Source organism: Streptomyces sp. NPDC051183 (assembly GCF_040682455.1).
Taxonomy (GTDB): domain Bacteria; phylum Actinomycetota; class Actinomycetes; order Streptomycetales; family Streptomycetaceae; genus Streptomyces.
Map to the genome: position 1 here is coordinate 1 of NZ_JBFBBA010000062.1, position 18143 is coordinate 18143.

Consider the following 18143-nt stretch of genomic DNA (forward strand, 5'->3'; position numbering starts at 1 on the left):
TTTCCGACTCTATCAGACTCTTTCGTGTCCGATTCCCGGTCGAAGCGGGTTTCGCTTTCCAGGTTTCCGCTTTCGCGTTTCCCTTTCCGGCGAGTCCGACTCTATCAGTGCTTTTCCTTCTCCCTGACCACTCGCAGTTCTGCCGATAAAGGCGCGCAGCGAGAAGAAAGAGGTCAAGATCAGTAATGAAGAGGAGGTGTCCCGTCCATCAGCCGTTCGCGAGATGTTCACACGAGGCGTCCCGGCGGGAGTCACGACAGTACAGGCCTGCTGGTGCCCAAGCAAATCGATTCAGGCGTATGGTCTAGTCCACCGGTCTAGTCCACTAGTCTCCGTGTCGAAGGACCAGCTCGGATCGGGACCAACATCCGGCGAATCCGAACATCTCGTGACTTATCCTTCTGAAGAGTACGCCGTTCGCGACAGGTAGTGACGGCGACGCGAAGAAGCCCCACCCCTGGGAGGCCCCCCATGACCAGCGTGACGTCCCCACTCGCCGGGACCGCCATCGGACTCGCGGCAGTGCCCGATCCGGTGTTCTCCGGCGCGATGGTGGGTCCGGGCACCGCTATCAAGCCGCTGCTGGAGCCCTCGGAGGCGGTGGCCCCCGTTGACGGTGTGGTCGTCTCCCTGCACCCGCACGCTTACGTAGTAGTCGACGCTGACGGCCACGGTGTTCTGACGCACCTCGGGATCGACACCGTTCAGCTCAACGGCGAGGGCTTCGAGCTCCTCGTCAACAAGGGCGACACGGTGACGCGCGGCCAGGCCGTCATTCGCTGGAACCCTGCCGCGGTCGAGGCCGCGGGCAAGTCCTCCGTCTGCCCGATCGTGGCGCTGGAGGCCTCCGCCGAGTCCCTCTCCGACGTCGTCGAGTCCGGGGACGTCAAGGCGGAAGACGTTCTCTTCAGCTGGAAGTGATCTGTCCGCCCTGCACGGGCGAGTCGGACATCCATCGCGGCGGCGGGGCCGTCGCTCAATCGGAGACGGGTGAAATGGAGACAACGCTGCGAGGCGTCGGCGTGAGCCACGGTGTGGCGATCGGCGAGGTTCGGCACATGGGTACGGCGGTTCTCGAACCGCCGGCCAAGCAGATCAACGCGGACGAGGCGGAGCGCGAACAGGGGCGCGCCCGTCAGGCCGTGAAGGCTGTATCGGCCGACCTGATCGCGCGCGGCCAGCTGGCCGGTGGCGAGGCCCAGCACGTGCTCGAGGCCCAGGCGATGATCGCCACGGACCCCGAGTTGATGGCGGACGTCGACCGGCGGATCGCCGTCGGCAGCACCGCCGAGCGCGGTGTGTACGACGCGTTCGCCGCGTACCGCGAGCTCCTCGCGGGGGCCGGCGAGTACATGGCCGGCCGGGTCGCCGACCTGGACGACGTGCGCAATCGCATCGTCGCGCGCCTGCTCGGCGTGCCGATGCCGGGTGTGCCGGACAGTGACGAGCCGTACGTTCTGATCGCGCGGGACCTTGCCCCCGCCGACACGGCGCTGCTCGACCCGGCGCTGGTGCTCGGTTTCGTGACCGAGGAAGGCGGCCCGACCAGCCACAGCGCGATTCTCGCGCGAGCGCTGGGCGTGCCGGCCATCGTGGCGCTGCCGGGTGCCGGCGAGATCGCCGAGGGCACCCTGATCGCCGTCGACGGCAGCACGGGTGACCTCTTCGTGGACCCGTCTCCGGAGAAGCGGGCCGAGCTGGAGGCCGCGGCCGCGGAGCGCAAGGCCGCTCTCGCCGCGTCGTCCGGTCCGGGCGCGACCTCCGACGGCCACAAGGTGCCGCTGCTGGCCAACGTCGGCGGTCCGGCGGACGTGCCGGCGGCCGTCGAGGCCGGGGCCGAGGGTGTGGGCCTGTTCCGCACCGAGTTCCTGTTCCTGGACGACAGCAAGAAGGCTCCGTCCGAGGAGAAGCAGATCGAGTCGTACCGCAAGGTGCTCGAAGCCTTCCCCGAGGGCCGTGTGGTCGTGCGCGTGCTGGACGCCGGCGCGGACAAGCCGCTGGACTTCCTGACCCCGGCCGACGAGCCGAACCCGGCGCTCGGTGTGCGCGGTCTGCGCTCGCTGCTGGACCACCCGGACGTGCTGCGCACGCAGCTCACCGCGCTGGCCAAGGCCGCCGAGGGCCTGCCCGTCTACCTTGAGGTCATGGCGCCGATGGTGGCGGACCGGACCGACGCCAAGGCCTTCGCCGACGCCTGCCGCGAGGCCGGGCTGAAGGCGAAGTTCGGTGCGATGGTGGAGATCCCGTCGGCCGCGCTGCGGGCGCGCTCGATCCTCCAGGAGGTCGAGTTCCTGTCGCTGGGCACCAATGACCTCGCGCAGTACGCCTTCGCCGCCGACCGTCAGGTCGGTGCGGTGTCGCGGCTGCAGGATCCCTGGCAGCCGGCGCTTCTCGACCTGATCGCCATGTCGGCCGACGCCGCCAAGGCCGAGGGCAAGAGCTGTGGCGTGTGTGGAGAGGCCGCTTCGGACCCACTGCTGGCCTGTGTGCTGACGGGTCTGGGTGTCACCTCCCTTTCGATGGGTGCCGCTTCCATTCCTTACGTCCGGGCGACGCTGGCCAAGTACACGCTCGCGCAGTGCGAGCGTGCCGCGGCCGCGGCGCGTGCCGCGGACAGTGCCGAGGAGGCCCGCGTGGCCGCGCAGGCGGTGCTGTCCGGCGAGTAGCCGCAGGGCGGTCGTGTTGTCGTACGAGGGGCCTTCGCCGGTGGCGAGGGCCCCTCGGCCGTTTCCGGCGGGTGTCCCCCGTTCGGCTCAGCGGTGCGGGCCCGGATCGTCGACCTCGTACCCGGGGCAGTACTCGACGCCCGGCTCGGGCGCGACGGGCTCCCCGGTGTCGGCGTCCGTGCAGTAGGCGTTGAAGACGGCCGCCGCGGAGAGCGGGACCAGTCGGCCGCGGTCCAGGCGCCAGCCGTGCACCCGGTCGCGGTGGCCGTCGGTGGTGCTGCGCAGCACCAGTCCCCCGGGGCCGCCGAGGGCGAGTCCCGCCGCGAGCACCGTCACGAAGTCGAGGCCCTCCCGGCCCTCGATGCGCGGTGGGCCCTCGGATTCCGGCGCCGCCTCGGCGTGCAGGACGGCGACGAGCTGTTCGGCCTCGGCGGGGACGCTGCACACCACGTGGTGCCGGCCCGGACCGGCCCCCGCCACGAGGCGTTCGACCGCGTCGGCGGCCCGCTCGAAGGAGGCGTGGCCGATGTCCTCGCCGCAGTCCGCGCAGTTGCCGACGCCGGCGAGGAGTGTGGTGGCGTACTCCCAGGTGGCCTGCCGGACGGCCTCATCGACGAGGAGCGGGACCAGTTCCTCGATGGGCTGGCCGGTGTAGGGCAGGCCCGTACCCGATCCGGCCAGTTCGGCGGTGAAGCAGGTGCGCGCCTCGGCGGTGTCCGCGTCGAGGCCGTGATCCGCGCAGTATTCGGCGTACTCCTCGGGGTCGAAGAGGGCGACGGTGGTGTGGATGCCCTGGGCGGCCAGGGACCTCAGCAGGCCGTCCACGTGGTGGAGGTAATCGGCGTAGTCGGCATGGCTGTCGAAGGTGAAGCTGCGGTAGCCGCGCATGGCCGCGAAGTCCCCGGCGTCGGCCAGGAGGCCGACGGTGCTGGGGACTTCACGGCGCAGCCTGCGGCGCCTGCTGGTGTTGTCGTTCTGACGTGGCATGGCTCCCCCTGAGTGGTGCAATCACTTGCTCACTCACGGTAACCACGACCACTGACAGTGACCTCAGGCCTGGGTACGGGTGCGGGCCAGCTCCTCGTAGAAGTGGAGCAGGTCGAGGTTGTCGACCGAACCGGGGTTGACCGCCTTGGCCATCGGGGCGCCCTGGAGGAGGCGCTTGACCGGGACCTCGATGCGCTTGCCGGTGAGGGTGTGCGGGATGCCCGGGACCTCGATGATCTCGTCGGGGACGTGCCGCGGGGAGAGCTCCTCGCGGATGGTCGCCTTGATGCGGGTGCGCAGGTCCTCGTCCAGGGTGGCGCCGGGTGCGAGATGGACGAAGAGCGGCATCCAGTAGCCGCCGTTCGGTTCCTCCAGGCCGATGACCAGGGACTCCTTGATCTCGGGGAGCCGCTCGACGGCCTCATAGATGTCGGCGGAGCCCATCCGGACGCCCTGGCGGTTCAGGGTGGAGTCGGAGCGGCCGTGGATGACGACCGAGCCGTGGTCGGTGATCGTGATCCAGTCCCCGTGGCGCCAGACGCCGGGGAACATCTCGAAGTAGCTGTCGCGGTAGCGGCTGCCGTCCGGGTCGTTCCAGAACCGGATCGGCATGGACGGCATGGGGTTGGTGACGATCAGCTCGCCGACCTCCCCGACGACGGGCTTGCCCGACGGGTCCCAGGCCTGGAGGTCCGTACCCAGGCAGGCGGCCTGGAGTTCGCCGATGTGGACCGGGAGGGTGGGAACGGCGCCGGCGAAGCAGCTGCACACGTCGGTGCCGCCGCTGACGGAGGCGATCCAGAGATCCTCGGCCACCTCGTCGTGCAGCCAGCGGAAGCCGTCGGGCGGGAGCGGGGATCCGGTGGTGGCCACGCACTTCACCGTGGAGAGGTCGAAGTCCCGGGCCGGGTGGACCTCTGCCTTGCGGCAGGCCATGACGTAGGCGGCGGAGGTGCCGTAGAGGGTGGCCTTCGTGCGTTCGGCGATGCGCCACTGGGCGCCGGTGTCGGGGTAGCCGGGGCTGCCGTCGTACAGGACCACGGTCGTTCCGGTGAGCAGGCCGGAGACGAGGAAGTTCCACATCATCCAGCCCGTGGAGGTGTACCAGAAGAACCGGTCCTCGGGGCCGAGGTCGCAGTGCAGGCCGAGCTGCTTGAGGTGTTCGAGGAGGATGCCGCCCTGGGACTGGACGATCGCCTTGGGCAGGCCGGTGGTGCCGGAGGAGTACAGCACCCAGAGCGGGTGGTCGAAGGGCACGGCCTCGAAGACGGGCTCCGCGTCGCCTGAGGTCAGGTCCGACCAGTTCAGGGTGGACTCGGGGGCCGGGGTGCCGAGCAGCGGGATGTGGACGACTGCGCGCAGCGAGGGGAGTTCGGCGCGGAGCTCGGCGACGGTGTCGCGGCGGTCGTGCTCCTTGCCGCCGTAGCGGTAGCCGTCGACGGTGAAGAGGACGACCGGCTCGACCTGCTGGAAGCGGTCGAGGACGCTGCGGGCCCCGAAGTCGGGGGCGCAGGAGGTCCAGACCGCGCCGACGGCGGCGGTGGCGAGGAGCGCGGTGACGGCCTCGGGGATGTTGGGGAGGTAGCCGCTGACCCGGTCGCCGGGGCGTACGCCGAGGGCGCGCAGCTCGGCGGCGAGCGAGCCGACCTGGCGGCGGAGCTCGGCCCAGGTGACTGGGGTGGGCTCGTGGGTCTCGTCCACGCACAGCAGGGCGGCGTCATCGGCGCGGGCCGGGTTCTCGGCGGCGCGCAGGGCGTGCTCGGCGTAGTTGAGGGTGGCGCCGGGGAACCAGTGGGCGCCCGGCATGCCGCGGTCCGCGAGGACGGACTCGTACGGGGCGGTGAAGCGGACGTCGAACCATTCGGCGACGGCCTGCCAGAAGGTGTCGAGCGCGTCCACGGACCAGGCGTGCAGGGCCGGGTAGCCGCCGTCGGCCGGGGCTCCGTGGTGCTCTGCGGCCCAGGCCTGGAAGGCGGTGACGCGGGCCGCGGCGATCCGGTCGGGGCCCGGCGACCAGAGGGGTTCCGGCTGGGTGGCTGCGGTCATGGGTCGGCTCCCGGTCAAGTCTGCGGCTCGCGCGTGGTGTGCGGTGGGCGCCGTCGCGCGATGGGTGTTCGCTCGGCGGCTCACAGGGACCATGCCACGTGATCCACCTCCGCACCAGAGGCCTCTTGGGCGGGTGAACGGAAGTTGAACGCAACCCGCTCGTCTGGCGGCAGATGGCAGGGTGAGCAGCATGAACGGTCGTGAGCTGGTGCGTGCGGTCAGGGACATCGGTACCGAGCGCGGGCGGCGCGCCTGGCGGTCGGCCTGGCGCAACCGGCGTGCGGATGCGGCGGGGCTCCCGCGCCGGGGCGCGGAGCGGGCGCGCGTGCCGGGTCTGCTGACCGGTACGGAGCCGCGGCCGGGCGGGGGCGTGCTGAGGTTCGCGCGCTCGGAGCTGCTGGTACGGGTCACGGCGGGCGGTGCAGTGTTCTGGGGCTGGGACGGGGCCGGGCCGACGCCGTCGTACGCGGTGGTGGACGGCGGGCCGGCGCCGGACCCGCGGGCCGTGCTGGAGCCGGACACCGGGGGCGGCTGGCGGGTGGTCTCGGAGCGGGTGACGGTCGCGGTGTCGCGGCACGGGGCGGTGGAGGTCCGGACGCCGGGCGGGACGGTGCTGCGGCGGGAGCTGCCCCCGCGCTGGTGGGAACCGGCGGATGCTCCGCGCGGGGCCGGGGCCGGGTCCGGGGCCGGCGGGCGGAACGCGGGCGGGAACGGGGGCCGGGGCGAGGGCCCGGACAGGGGCCGGGGCGACGGCCCGGGCACGGACCGGAGCGAGAGCCCGGGCACGAACCGGGAGGACCGGGACGAGAGCCGGGGCAGGGGCCGGGACGACGGCCGGGGTGACGGCCCGGACACCGGCCGGGGCGAAGGCCCGGACACGAACCGAGAGGACCGGCACGAGAGCCGGGGCAGGGGCGAAGGCCCGCGCACCGACCGGGGCGAAGGCCGGGGCAGGGGCCCAGACAGGGGTGTGGGCGGGGGCGAGGGTGAAGGCCCGGACACCGGCCGGGGCGAGAGCCCGGGCGAGCGCCCGGATACCGACCGGGGCCAGAGCCGGGGCGCAGGCCCGGATACCGACCGAGGCCAGAGCCGGGGCGCAGGCCCTGACACCGGCCGGGGCGAGAGCCGGGGCGCAGGCCCCGACACCGGCCGAGGCCAGAGGGGGGGCGCAGGCTCCGACGACGGTCCGGGCGGGGGCGGTCCGGGGGACGGGGGGCGGTGGATGCAGCGGAGTGAGGTGTCGGCGGACGCGCGGTTCTTCGGGCTGGGCGGGCGGGCGGCGGGCCCGCGGCTGCGCGACGGGGAGTACCGGCTGTGGAACACGGACCCCAAGGGCGGCTTCGGCCCGGGGGACGATCCGCTGTACATCACCATGCCGGTGCAGATGGTGGTCGCGGACGCGGGGACGCACCTGCTGTTCCACGACAACACCTGGGACGGTCGGGTGACGTTGCGCGAGGGCGAGGAGGGCGCGGGCTCGGGTCCGGACCGGCCGGGGTCGTGCGAACTGCGCATGGAGGGCGGCCCGGTGCGGTGCTGGGTGCTGGTCGGGCCGCCGGCGCGGGTGCTGCAGGGCTGGTCGGCACTGACGGGCGCGGCCGCCGTGCCACCGGAGTGGGCGCTGGGGTACCAGCACGCCCGCTGGGGGTTCGGGAGCGCGGCGGAGGTGCGCCGGGTGGTGTCCGGGTACGCGTCGCGCGGGCTGCCCCTGTCGGCCCTGCACCTGGACATCGACCACTACCACGCGCACCGGGTGTTCACGGTGGACCGGGAGAGGTTCCCCGATCTTCCGGGGATGGCCGGGGAGCTGGCGGCGCAGGGGGTGCGGCTCGTCTCCATCGTCGACCCGGCGGTGAAGGCCGGGGACGCGGTGCACGCCTCGGGCCTCTCGGTCGGCGCGCGGGGGGCCTTCGTACGGGACGCGCGGGGGCGGGAGGTGCGGGGCGAGGTGTGGCCGGGCGAGTGCGCGTACCCGGACTTCACGGATCCGGCGGCGCGGGATTGGTGGGGCGGGCTGTACGAGGAGCGCCTCGCGCAGGGGTTCTCCGGGGTCTGGCACGACATGAACGAGCCCGTCTCCTTCGCCGCGTTCGGGGATCCGACGCTCCCCCGCTCGGCGCGGCACGCGCTGGACGGGGCGGGGGGTGACCATCGGGCCGCGCACAACGTGTACGCGCTGGGCATGGCGCGGGCCGGCTGGGAGGGGCTGGTGCGGTTGCGGCCGGCCGAGCGGCCGTTCCTGTTCTCGCGGTCCGGGTGGGCGGGGATGCAGCGGTACGGGGGCACGTGGTCCGGCGACGTGGAGTCGAGCTGGGACGGGCTGCGGGCCTCGCTGGCGCTGGTCCTGGGGCTGGGGCTGTGCGGGGTGCCGTACTCGGGCCCGGACGTCGGCGGGTTCGGCGGCTCGCCGTCCCCGGAGCTGTACCTGCGCTGGCTGCAGCTCGGGGCCCATCTCCCGCTGTTCCGGACCCACTCGGCCATCTGGGCCGGGCGGCGGGAGCCGTGGGAGTTCGGGGCGGAGGCCGAGGAGCACGCCCGGGCCGTGCTGGCGGAACGGGAGCGGCTGCGGCCGTACTTCGTGACGCTGGCCCACCTGGCGCGGCGGACCGGCGCCCCGTACGTGCGGCCGCTGTGGTGGGGGGCGCCGGAGGACCGGGCGCTGCGGGACTGCGAGGACGCGTTCCTGCTGGGTGACGCGCTGCTGGTGGCCCCGGTGCTGGAGTGCGGGGCGGACCGGCGGGCGGTACGGCTGCCCCGGGGCCGGTGGTACGACACGGCGACGGGTACGGCGTACGAGGGCCCCGGGCAGGTGCTGCTGGACGCCCCGGTGGGCCGGATCCCGGTGCTGGCGCGGGCGGGGGCGGTGATCCCGGTGCGGTCGCCCGACGGCTCGGTGGCCCTGGAGGCGTGGGCGCCGGCGCGGGGGGCCACGGGCGGCGGGGTGGTGGTCCGGGACCCGGGGCCGGGCTTCGAGCCGGGCGAGGTCGAGCGGTACGCGGTGCGATGGGCGGGGGACGCGGTGGTGGTGGAGACCGAGGCCGGCGGGGCGGCCGCGGGCGTGGTGGTGCGGGGGCTGTAGGGCGGGCTCCAGCACGGCTCGGCCGTGGTTGTAGGTCCCCTATAGCGCGTGGGGGGAGGCTGGCGCCGGGGCGCGAACAGAGCCCTGCCCCCTCAACCAGTGCGATCAGGGAGTCAGCGATGGTCTTAGCGAGCCCGGCGAGGCCGTATTCGGCGAGCCGGCGGATGTCACGACGATGGGACATGGCCCCCGGCTCGGAAGCCGTCGGCGCCTACCAGATGCTGACCGCGTGGGCCGTTCTGGTCGTCACGCAGCAATCGTCGGAGAGATCGCTCGCGGTGATCGGGATCGGCGCGGCGGCTGCCGTGGCGGTGGGCTTCCTGCACGGCACGCTGTTGGTGAAACCCCTGGCGCTGCTGGGCCGTTGGACGGCCCGTGTGACCGCGTGGCCGCGGGCGGTCGCGGTGGCGGCGATGCTGGCCCCGCTGTCGGCGGGGGTGGCGGGGGGCGTCGCGTGGTGGCTGCGGTCCCAGTCCGTGGCGACCTCGGTCGGCTTCCTGCAGGTGTGGGCGCTGACGGCGGCCGCCGCGGTGCTCCCGCTGGTCGCGGGGGCGGTCCTGCACGGCCGTCCGGTGCCGGCGCGGGCCGTGTGGCGGCAGGGTGCGGTGATCGCCGGCGGTGTGGTGGGCGTGGTCACGATGATGACCTTCGTGATGGAGCTGCCCGTCTGAGGCGGCCGGGCCCCGACGGTCTCGGCGGTCCGGCGGCTCCTGCTGCCGGGGCCGCCCTCCGTCACGCGTACGCGCCGTCGAACCACGCGGCCGCGGCCAGGGTGTGGAGCGGGAAGGCGAGTTCCTCCGGGCCCCGCAGGACGTGCCAGCCCGTAGTCTCGTCCGTGGGGACGGGTGGCGGGAGGGTGGCGGCCGGGCGCGGCGGCAGGAGCCCGAAGACGAGCAGGTGGCCCGCCGGGGAGCTGGCGGCGTCCGCCAGGGCGACCTCGGAGGCCGGGGCGTGGATGCCGGTCTCCTCGCGCAGTTCGCGGACGACCGCGTCGCGCCAGTCCTCGCCGAAGTCCACGAAGCCGCCCGGCAGGGCGATGCCGCCGAGGGCCGGTTCGATGGTGCGGGTGATGACCACGAGGCCGGTGCCCCGCTCGTCCTCGACCGGGAGGAGGGCGACCGCCACCGGGAGGGGGTTGCGGTAGGCGACCGCGCCGCAGGCGGTGCACGTACGGGGCCAGTCGGGCGTATCGAACAGTGCTCCGCAGGTGGAGCAGTGCGAGTCCTTCAGCGGTGCAGGCATCCCGCGATGGTATGCCAAGGGGCATGCGGATGACGGCTGTTGTGACTCTGGTGGCGGCGCTGACGGCGACCTCGGGCGGCGCGGCGCCCGCGCCCGGTTTCGTGGCCCTGGCGGAGGTCGATCCCAGCATCGGGCAGGACATCGGATACGCCACCGCCGATAATTTCACCGGCGGGGTGGTGGACGGGTACGAGGAGCCCGTCTGCCTGCTCGCCCGGCCGGCCGCCGAGGCCCTGCGGCGGGCGCAGCGGGAGCTGTCCCGGCGGGGGTACTCGCTCAAGGTGTACGACTGCTACCGGCCGCAGCGCGCGGTGGACCGCTTCGTACGGTGGGCGCGGGACCCGGAGGACGGGAGCACCAAGGCGCGGTTCCATCCGCGGGTGGCCAAGGACCGGCTGATTCCCGACGGGTACATCGCCGCGAAGTCCGGACACAGCCGCGGGAGCACCCTCGACGTGACCCTCGCGGATCGGCTGTCCGGGCAGCCGCTCGACATGGGGACCCCCTTCGACTTCTTCGATCCGCTCTCGCACACCGACAGCCCCCTGATCGGGGCGGCGGCCCGGGTCCACCGGCAGGTGCTCAAGCGGGCCCTGGGCGAGCAGGGTTTCGTCAACCTCCCCGAGGAGTGGTGGCACTTCACGTACAGGCCGGAGGCGTTCCCGGACACGTACTTCGACTTTCCCGTCTCTGTCGGCGCGGTGCACCGCTGAGTACCGTGCCCGCATGACTTTCAGCTCGTACGAGGAATTCTGGCCCTATTACGTCGCCATGCACTCCCGCGCTGCGACCCGCTGGGTCCATCTGACCGGCACCCTCACAGGTCTCGCCGTCACGGCCTACGGGCTGGCGCGCGGCCGCAAGCGCTATCTGGCCGCGCTCCCCCTGATCGGGTACGGGACCGCCTGGCCCGCGCACTTCCTGATCGAGGGGAACAACCCGGCCACCTTCGGCAATCCGGGCTGGTCGCTGCGCGGGGACGCGCAGATGATCCGGATGATGCTGACCGGGCGGGACGCGGAGCTGGACGAGATCGCGCGGAAGTGGCTCGCCGAGAACCGGTGACCGGCGTCCGCCTCCCGTGGCAGACTTCTGACGCATCGTCAGATAGCGCTGCCCGGGAGGGGTCTTGGAACGCACACGCACACCCGTCGTGAGCGGGTGGTTCACCGATACGGGGGCGGAGGGCGGCTTCCGGCTGCTCGGCACCCGCTGTTCCGCCTGCGCGGCGGTGTTCTTCCCCCGCGAGGACGCCTACTGCCGCAATCCGCACTGTCCCGGCGGCGGGGAGCTCGCCGAGGTGCCGCTGTCCCCGCGCGGCCGGGTCTGGTCCTACACCGACGGGCGCTACCGGCCGCCCGCGCCGTACGTATCGGACCCGGACGCGCCCTGGGAGCCGTACACCCTGCTCGCGGTGGAGCTGGAGGCCGAGGGGATGGTCGTACTGGGCCAGGGCGCGCCGGGGGTGACGGTCGCCGATCTGGCGGTCGGCATGGAGGTCGAGGTGGCGGGCGGCGTGCTGAACGAGGACGCCGCCACCGGCACGACCTATCTGACCTGGCAGTTCAAGCCGGTGGGAGGTCAGTCGTGAGCACCGACATCGCGGTCCTCGGGGCCGGTATGCACCCCTGGGGCAAATGGGGCCGCAGTTTCGTCGAGTACGGGCGGGCCGCCGCGCGCACGGCGCTGGCCGATGCGGGGCTGGAGTGGACCGACGTCCAGTCCGTCGTGGGCGCCGACACCGTCCGCTGCGGGTACCCGGGCTACGTGGCCGGCGCGACCTTCGCCCGGGCCCTCGGCTGGCAGGGCGCCCGGGTGACCAGCGTGTACGCGGCCTGCGCCTCAGGGGCCCAGGCCATCGGCGCGGCGCGGGCCCAGATCCTGGCGGGGCTGGCCGACGTGGTCCTGGTGGTCGGGGCGGACTCGGCGCCCAAGGGGTTCTTCGCCCCGGCGGGCGGGGACCGGCCCGACGACCCGGACTGGCTGCGGTTCCGGGTGCTGGGAGCCACCAACCCGGCGTACTTCGCGCTCTACGCCCGCCGCCGCATGGCCCTGTACGGGGACACCGGTGAGGACTTCGCGCAGGTCAAGGTGAAGAACGCGGCGGCCGGGGCGCTCAACCCGCACGCCCGCTACCGCAAGACGGTGACGGCCGAGGAGGTCGCGGCCTCGGCGGTCGTCGCCGATCCGCTGCGGCTGCTCGACATCTGCGCCACCTCCGACGGGGGCGCGGCGCTCGTCCTGTCCAGCATGGACTTCGCGCGCTCGCGCGGGCACGCCGACCCGGTGCGGATCCGGGCCGTGTCCACGGTGACCCCGACGTATCCCCGTACGACCCTGGACCTGCCGGACATCGCCACCGACTCGGTGACCGGGGCGCAGCCGGTGCCCGGCTCCTTCCGGGCCTCGATCGCCCGCGCCGCGTACGAGGAGGCGGGACTCGGACCGGACGACCTCTCGCTGGCGGAGGTGTACGACCTGTCCACCGCCCTGGAACTGGAGTGGTACGAGGACATCGGCCTGTGCGGGGAGGGCGAGGGAGCCAAACTCGTCCGGGAGGGCGCGACGGCCCTCGGTGGCCGGATCCCCGTCAACACCAGCGGCGGGCTGGCCTCGTTCGGCGAGGCGGTACCGGCGCAGGCCATCGCCCAGGTGTGCGAGCTGACCTGGCAGCTGCGGGGCACGGCGGGCGGCCGGCAGGTGCCCGGGGCGCGGGCCGGGATCACCGCGAACCAGGGGCTGTTCGGGCACGGGTCGGCGGTCGTCGCGGTGCGCTGAGCAGGGGCTACCGACAGGTGTTGTCCGAACGCTTGACGGCCCCCGGCGGCAGGTTCACACTCGCTCCACAGTCCCGCGGCGACCGGGACCCCGAATCCCCCCATGAGAGCTGCGGCCCGTACCCCAGTCGGCGGGGGTACGGGCCGCCTCCGTGCCGGGACCCTGTCTCAGGCCCCTGCCGTCAGGCTCTGGCGGCGTGCCCGCGCCACTGACATCGCGTGCTCCACGACCCCCACCAGTACGTCCTTCACGGACTCCCGGTCCCGCGCGTCGCACAGCAGCACCGGCACCCCGGGGTCGAGGTCCAGCGCCTCCCGTACGGTCACCACCGGGTGGCGGTCTGCGCCGTCGAAGCAGTTGACCGCGACGACGAAGGGGATCTCCCGCCGCTCGAAGTAGTCGACGGCGGCGAAGCAGTCGGCCAGTCGGCGGGTGTCGGCGAGGACCACGGCGCCGAGCGCGCCCTGGGCCAACTCGTCCCACAGGAACCAGAACCGGTCCTGCCCGGGCGTGCCGAACAGGTACAGCACCAGGTCCTCGCGCAGTGTGATGCGCCCGAAGTCCATGGCCACGGTCGTGGTGCTCTTGCCCTCCACTCCCCCGGTGTCGTCGATGCCGATGCCCGGCTCCGAGAGCCGTTCCTCGGTACGCAGCGGTCTGATTTCGCTCACCGCACTGACCAGGGTGGTCTTGCCCACCCCGAAACCGCCCGCGACCAGGATCTTCAGGGTCAGCGGCTCGACCGGCGAGACGGCATGCATCGCGCCGGTGCGGCTAGAGCGCCCGAAGGCCATCGATCACCTCACGCAGAATGGATTCATCGGGCAGTTCGGCCGGCGGTACCGGCCGGGTCACGTGGACCAGTTCATCGTCGACCAGGTCGCCGATCAGGACCCGTACGACCCCGACCGCGAGGTCGAGTTCGGCCGCGAGTTCCGCGACCGACTGGGGCCGTTCCCGGCACATACCCAGGATGTGGGCGTGTTCCGGGGACAGGGTCATGTCCCAGACCGGATCGTCGGCCGCCGGTTCGGCAACGACGAGCGCGATCAGGTCGAGCCGGTGCTGGCCCGCGTGGCTGGTCCGGCCGCGCGTCATCGCGTACGGGCGCACGACGGGACCCGCTTCGTCGTCGAACCAGCTCGGGTGGGCCCCTTCGGGGTTGTCGGCTGGGTGGTCCTGGCCTGGGTCGCTCATGCCGTCCGACTCACCCTCCGGCTGGCAGCCCGGTGCGCGGGGCGGTCGCCAGGTGGTCACCGACGCGCTTGACCATGAGCGTCATCTCGTACGCGACCTGGCCGACGTCCGAGTCGGCGTCGGAGAGCACGGCCAGGCAGCTGCCGTCGCCGGCCGCCATGACGAAGAGGAACGCCTCGTCCAGCTCCACCACGGTCTGGCGGACCTGCCCGGACTCGAAGTGCCGGCCCACGCCCTTGGCCAGGCTGTGGAAGCCGGAGGCCACGGCCGCCAGGTGCTCGCTGTCCTCCCGGGTCAGATCCCTGGAAGTGCCCGTGGGCAGGCCGTCACCGGAGAGGACCACTGCCTTGCGGATGCTGCCGACCTTGTCGACGAGCTCGTCGAGGAGCCAGTTGAGCGGGCCGGAGCCGCGGCTCCTGCTGTCGTTTCCGGTCTGCGGTGCGGTCATCGACCGTCCCCCTCGTTCTCGTATCCGGTACCGGCGGTGGCGGAGGTGCCTGCCGCGGTCCCGGACTGCTGTGCGTGCTGGTTGCGGCCCGCGGTCCAGCCGCGCTGGAGTGCGGACATGCGCGTACGTACGTCCTCGGCGTCGCGGTCTGCCACCGGCTCGGCGGCGGCTTCGGCGGACCCGGGCGCCGGTGCGTTCTTCAGCTGGGGCGCGAGGCTGGCCTGGCGGACCCGGCGGGGCAGGCTGCCCGGTCCCGGCTGCGGAGCGGGCGCGGCCTCGGGCTGCGGCACCGGGGAGGCCGGGCGGGGCTCCACGCGCCGGCCGTGCTCGGCGACCAGGGTCGGGGTGGGGCGGCGGCGCGGGAGCGGCACGGCTCCCTTGCCGCGGGGCCCGTCGGCGCGGCCGGGGTCCGGGCGGGGCGTCTCGACGCGGACCGGGCCGGTGGGAGCCAGGGGCTCCCGGTCGCGGTCCCGGTCCCGGTCGCGCATGCCACCGCGGTCGCCGCGGTCGCCCTTCCAGGCTCCGCCGCGCTCCGCATGCCGCTCGCCGACGTGCGGGCGGTCCGCCGGGCGCAGGCCCAGCAGGGCGCTGCGCGGGGTGCCGCCGGGCGGGGTCTCGTCGTCGAGGGTGGCCATGGCGGGCCGGCCCGAGGCCGCGGTGAGTCCCGCGATGCCGGCGGGGGCGTCGTTCAGCGCGGCGGGGTCGTCGAGGCCCTCGATCCCCTCCAGGCCGTCCAGCCCGAGCACGCCGAGCGGGGCCTCCAGCTCGACGGGGCCGCGCAGCTCGGTGCCGGCCGGGAGCTGGCGGCCCGGGGGCGCCGGCGGGGCGCCGGCCGACGCGGGGCGCGCGGTGCCGGCCGCGGCCAGGGCCGCGGTGCCCGCCCGGGCGCCCTGGCCGATCTTGCCCCTGCCGCCCTGGCCGCCGTTCAGCTTGATGCCGGAGCCGTTGGTCTCGGGAGCCTCCGTCAGCAGCGCCACGGGGAGGAAGACCACCGCGGTGGTGCCTCCGTACGGGCTGTGCTGGAGGACGACCTTGACGCCGTGGCGCTGCGCGAGACGGCTGACGACGAAGAGCCCGAGGCGGTCGGTGTCGGAGAGCTCGAACTCGGGGGTCTCGGCGAGCCGGAGGTTCGCGTCGAGGAGCGCCTCCGGGTTCATGCCGAGCCCGCGGTCGTGGATCTCCAGGGTGAAGCCGTTGGCCACGCGCTCGCCGTGCACCTGGACCGCCGTGTGCGGCGGGGAGAACACGGTGGCGTTCTCCAGGAGTTCGGCGACGAGGTGGGTGACGTCCGCGACGGCCGGGCCTCCGATGCCCAGGCGCGGCAGGCGGCGCACCTCGATGCGCTCGTAGTCCTCGACCTCGGCGACCGCGGCCCGTACGACGTCCATCAGCTGGACGGGCTTGCGCCACTGGCGGGAGGGCGCGGCGCCGGAGAGGATCACCAGGCCCTCGGCGTGGCGGCGCATGCGGGTGGTCATGTGGTCGAGGCGGAAGAGGTCGGCGAGTTCCTCGGTGTCCTCGGTGCGCCGCTCCATGGTGTCGAGCAGGGTCAGCTGGCGGTGCAGCAGGACCTGGTTGCGGCGGGCGAGGTTGACGAAGACCTCGGAGACTCCCCGGCGGAGCTCGGCCTGCTTGACGGCGGCCTCGATGGCGGCGCGCTGGAGGCTGTTGAGGGCCTGGCCGACCTGGCCGACCTCGTCCTTCTCGTACTCCAGGCGAGGGGCCTCGGTCTCCACGTCCACGTGCTCGCCGGCCGCGAGGCGGCGCATCACGCCGGGCAGCCGGACGCCGGAGACCTCGTGGGCCTCCTTGCGCAGCCGGGAGAGGTCGCGGACCAGGTCGCGGCCGATGCGCACGGACAGCACGAGGGAGACGACGAGGGCGATGAAGCCGAGGATGCCGGCGACGGCGGCCTGTACGAGGACGTTCATGGCCACGGGCTCGACGCGCTTCTGGTAGCGGTCGCCCGCAGCGGTGCCCATGGCGGCGAGGTCTTCGAGGACCTTGTTCGCGGCCTCGTCCCACTGGGCGGCGGTGGCGCTGCGCGGGTTCTTCGCCGGGCCGGCCGAGATGAAGCGTTCCTCCACGTCGCGCAGGGCCTTGGTCTCGGGGCTGTTCCAGTACTGCTCGAACTGCACCCGGTCGGCGGAGGGGAGGATGGCGAGGTTGAACTCGTAGAGCAGTCGGCGGTTGGCTGCGAAGTCCGCCACCTGGCGGACGTCGGTGGCGCTCGCGTTGCGGGCGGCGAGGGCCGCCGCGATGACGGCGTCCTCGCGCGAGAGCATCTCGCGGGCCCGGGTGATGCCGACGAGGGCCCGGCCCTGCTTGTCCATCTCCACGTCCTCCAGGGCGTGGAGATTCATCAGGAACTCGTAGCAGGGGTCGACGAGCCGGCTGTAGAGCTCCAGGGCCTGGCCGGGGTCGATCAGGTTCTTGTCGACGGAGCTGCGGAGCGCGCCGATGCCGTGGAACGCGTCGAGGATGGAGCGCAGCCGCTGCTCCGCGTCCGCGCTGAGCTCGTCGCGGACCTTGGGGTCCTTGGCGTCCTCGGTCATCTTCCCGACGAGCGCGTCGGTGGCGGCGCGGCGCTTGGCGAGTTCGACGGTGGCGGTCGAGGCCGGGGGGTCGCCGAGGACCACGAGGGTCTGGCGGCGCTCCTTCTGGATGACGCGGACGACGTCCTCGATGGGGTAGCCGACCTTCTCGATGACGTAGGCGACGTCGAGGAGTTGGACGGCCTGGCGGCCGGTGATGAATGTCGCGAAGCCCCACAGGGCGGTCAGGGAGACGAGCGGCACAAGGAGCAACGCCACGATCTTCCGGCGGATGGACTTCCCGCGAAAGCGCATGGCCTCCCCAGCCTCCCCCAGCTCAACCCCGTTGTCGGGGGTCGGTGTTCCGTCACTTAAACGGCGTGAGCCTACTACTGCCACGGACCGGCTTCGAAGGCGTGTCCGGACGTTTTCGGCCGGACCCCCGGGCATAGATCACGAGTTGTCCGACACATCCGGTCAAGTGCCGCCCGGTATGTGGCAGATGACACCTCGTGGGGCGTCGGTTCCCGCAATCGGATGGATGGCTGGAATTCTTCGTTCCGCGACAGTCGGGAACGATACGGATGTCCGCGATGCGGGAATCTCGCGGCTGTGGCGAACGTCTACCTGTTCGAGGGGGCTCGTCGGGGTAGACGTGTTCTGGTGGGGTGTTGCGGAGGGGCGTTCCGGTGGGCACGACCCGCCGCGCGGAGGGGAGGGAGCGGACCATGGGGACGTACGAGGAGGCCGGCGCGCGATCCGGCGCACCGGGGCGGGGCCTGTGGGTGGAGGAGCCGGCCCGCAGGCGGCGGATGCCGGACCCGGTGCGGGCGTCCGCGGTGCGGGCGGTGCTGATCGTGGCCGTGACGCTGACCGAGGCCACCATCACCTTCTTCCTCACGCTCACCGGGTCCTGGCTGGCCTTCCCGATGGCCGTCGGCGGGGTGGCCGGCACCGTGGTGGCCACCTGGGGGGTGCTGGACGTACTGATCACCCGGCAGATGTGGAACCAGCGGTACGGGGTCCTGTCGGAGCCGAGCAGCACGGCGCGGGGCCGCCGGCGCGAGGAGCGCCGGGCCCACCGCGAGACGCGGCGGGCCGAGCGCGCCGGCGCGGGCCGACTACGCCGGCCCGAAGGCAGCCTTCCGGCGCCCGGCCGGCGGTAG

16 protein-coding genes are annotated in these 18143 nt (G+C 73.3%); 9 read left to right on the plus strand and 7 right to left on the minus strand.

Features of this window, described 5'->3' with window-relative positions; genetic code table 11:
• Positions 1-471 precede the first annotated feature (471 nt).
• Both AB0M99_RS34315 and ptsP read left to right on the plus strand, forming a co-directional pair.
• Complete coding sequence (locus tag AB0M99_RS34315) at positions 472-921, plus strand: PTS glucose transporter subunit IIA (RefSeq protein WP_365927548.1); 450 nt, start codon at positions 472-474, stop codon at positions 919-921.
• 74 nt (positions 922-995) lie between these two features.
• The gene (gene ptsP, locus AB0M99_RS34320; protein ID WP_365927550.1) at positions 996-2666 is read left to right on the plus strand and encodes a phosphoenolpyruvate--protein phosphotransferase; all 1671 of its coding nucleotides are present in this window, start codon (positions 996-998) and stop codon (positions 2664-2666) included.
• Between the two features lie 87 nt (positions 2667-2753).
• Here the strand turns inward: ptsP and AB0M99_RS34325 are convergent, their stop codons facing one another.
• Complete coding sequence (locus tag AB0M99_RS34325) at positions 2754-3653, minus strand: hypothetical protein (protein WP_365927552.1); 900 nt, start codon at positions 3651-3653, stop codon at positions 2754-2756.
• Positions 3654-3716: 63 nt separating this feature from the next.
• Positions 3717-5699 carry an acetoacetate--CoA ligase gene (locus AB0M99_RS34330; RefSeq protein ID WP_365927554.1) on the minus strand — a complete coding sequence of 661 codons (1983 nt, stop codon included), beginning with the start codon at positions 5697-5699 and terminating at the stop codon, positions 3717-3719.
• 190 nt (positions 5700-5889) lie between these two features.
• Here AB0M99_RS34330 and AB0M99_RS34335 point away from each other — a divergent pair, with 190 nt between their 5' ends.
• Together AB0M99_RS34335 and AB0M99_RS34340 are read left to right on the plus strand one after the other, a co-directional pair.
• Entirely contained in the window at positions 5890-8778 is a 2889-nt protein-coding gene (locus AB0M99_RS34335) for a TIM-barrel domain-containing protein (protein WP_365927556.1), read from the plus strand.
• Between the two features lie 164 nt (positions 8779-8942).
• On the plus strand, positions 8943-9449 hold the full coding sequence (locus AB0M99_RS34340) for a hypothetical protein (protein ID WP_365927557.1): 507 nt from the start codon (positions 8943-8945) through the stop codon (positions 9447-9449).
• A 61-nt stretch (positions 9450-9510) separates the two neighbouring features.
• Here AB0M99_RS34340 and AB0M99_RS34345 read toward each other — a convergent pair whose 3' ends face one another.
• The gene (locus tag AB0M99_RS34345; protein ID WP_365927559.1) at positions 9511-10020 is read right to left on the minus strand and encodes an NUDIX domain-containing protein; all 510 of its coding nucleotides are present in this window, start codon (positions 10018-10020) and stop codon (positions 9511-9513) included.
• A 29-nt stretch (positions 10021-10049) separates the two neighbouring features.
• Between AB0M99_RS34345 and AB0M99_RS34350 the strand changes: the two genes are divergently transcribed.
• From AB0M99_RS34350 to AB0M99_RS34365, 4 genes are all read left to right on the plus strand, one after another.
• Positions 10050-10733: a M15 family metallopeptidase gene (locus AB0M99_RS34350; protein ID WP_365927561.1), complete on the plus strand. Its 684-nt coding sequence runs from the start codon at positions 10050-10052 to the stop codon at positions 10731-10733.
• A 13-nt stretch (positions 10734-10746) separates the two neighbouring features.
• Positions 10747-11085 (plus strand): DUF962 domain-containing protein, encoded by a 339-nt coding sequence (locus AB0M99_RS34355; protein WP_365927563.1) that lies wholly within the window; start codon positions 10747-10749, stop codon positions 11083-11085.
• A 64-nt stretch (positions 11086-11149) separates the two neighbouring features.
• Positions 11150-11611, plus strand: coding sequence for a zinc ribbon domain-containing protein (locus tag AB0M99_RS34360; RefSeq protein WP_365927565.1), 462 nt, complete (start codon positions 11150-11152; stop codon positions 11609-11611).
• Positions 11608-12798: a lipid-transfer protein gene (locus AB0M99_RS34365; protein ID WP_365927567.1), complete on the plus strand. Its 1191-nt coding sequence runs from the start codon at positions 11608-11610 to the stop codon at positions 12796-12798. Before AB0M99_RS34360 ends, AB0M99_RS34365 begins: the two co-directional genes overlap by 4 nt.
• Positions 12799-12965: 167 nt before the next feature.
• On the opposite strand, the gene AB0M99_RS34370 is transcribed toward AB0M99_RS34365, so the two are convergent.
• From AB0M99_RS34370 to AB0M99_RS34385, 4 genes are read right to left on the minus strand one after another with little or no spacing between them, the layout of a single operon-like run.
• Positions 12966-13592: an ATP/GTP-binding protein gene (locus AB0M99_RS34370; protein ID WP_365927569.1), complete on the minus strand. Its 627-nt coding sequence runs from the start codon at positions 13590-13592 to the stop codon at positions 12966-12968.
• A complete protein-coding gene (locus AB0M99_RS34375; RefSeq protein WP_365927570.1) occupies positions 13573-13995 on the minus strand; it encodes a DUF742 domain-containing protein in 423 nt (140 codons plus the stop codon). Before AB0M99_RS34375 ends, AB0M99_RS34370 begins: the two co-directional genes overlap by 20 nt.
• Positions 13996-14005: 10 nt before the next feature.
• Positions 14006-14443, minus strand: a complete 438-nt coding sequence (locus tag AB0M99_RS34380) for a roadblock/LC7 domain-containing protein (RefSeq protein WP_365927572.1) — start codon at positions 14441-14443, stop codon at positions 14006-14008.
• Positions 14440-17292: a nitrate- and nitrite sensing domain-containing protein gene (locus tag AB0M99_RS34385; protein ID WP_365927573.1), complete on the minus strand. Its 2853-nt coding sequence runs from the start codon at positions 17290-17292 to the stop codon at positions 14440-14442. Before AB0M99_RS34385 ends, AB0M99_RS34380 begins: the two co-directional genes overlap by 4 nt.
• Before the next feature lie 413 nt (positions 17293-17705).
• On the opposite strand from AB0M99_RS34385, the gene AB0M99_RS34390 reads away from it, so the two are divergent.
• A complete protein-coding gene (locus AB0M99_RS34390; protein ID WP_365927575.1) occupies positions 17706-18143 on the plus strand; it encodes a hypothetical protein in 438 nt (145 codons plus the stop codon).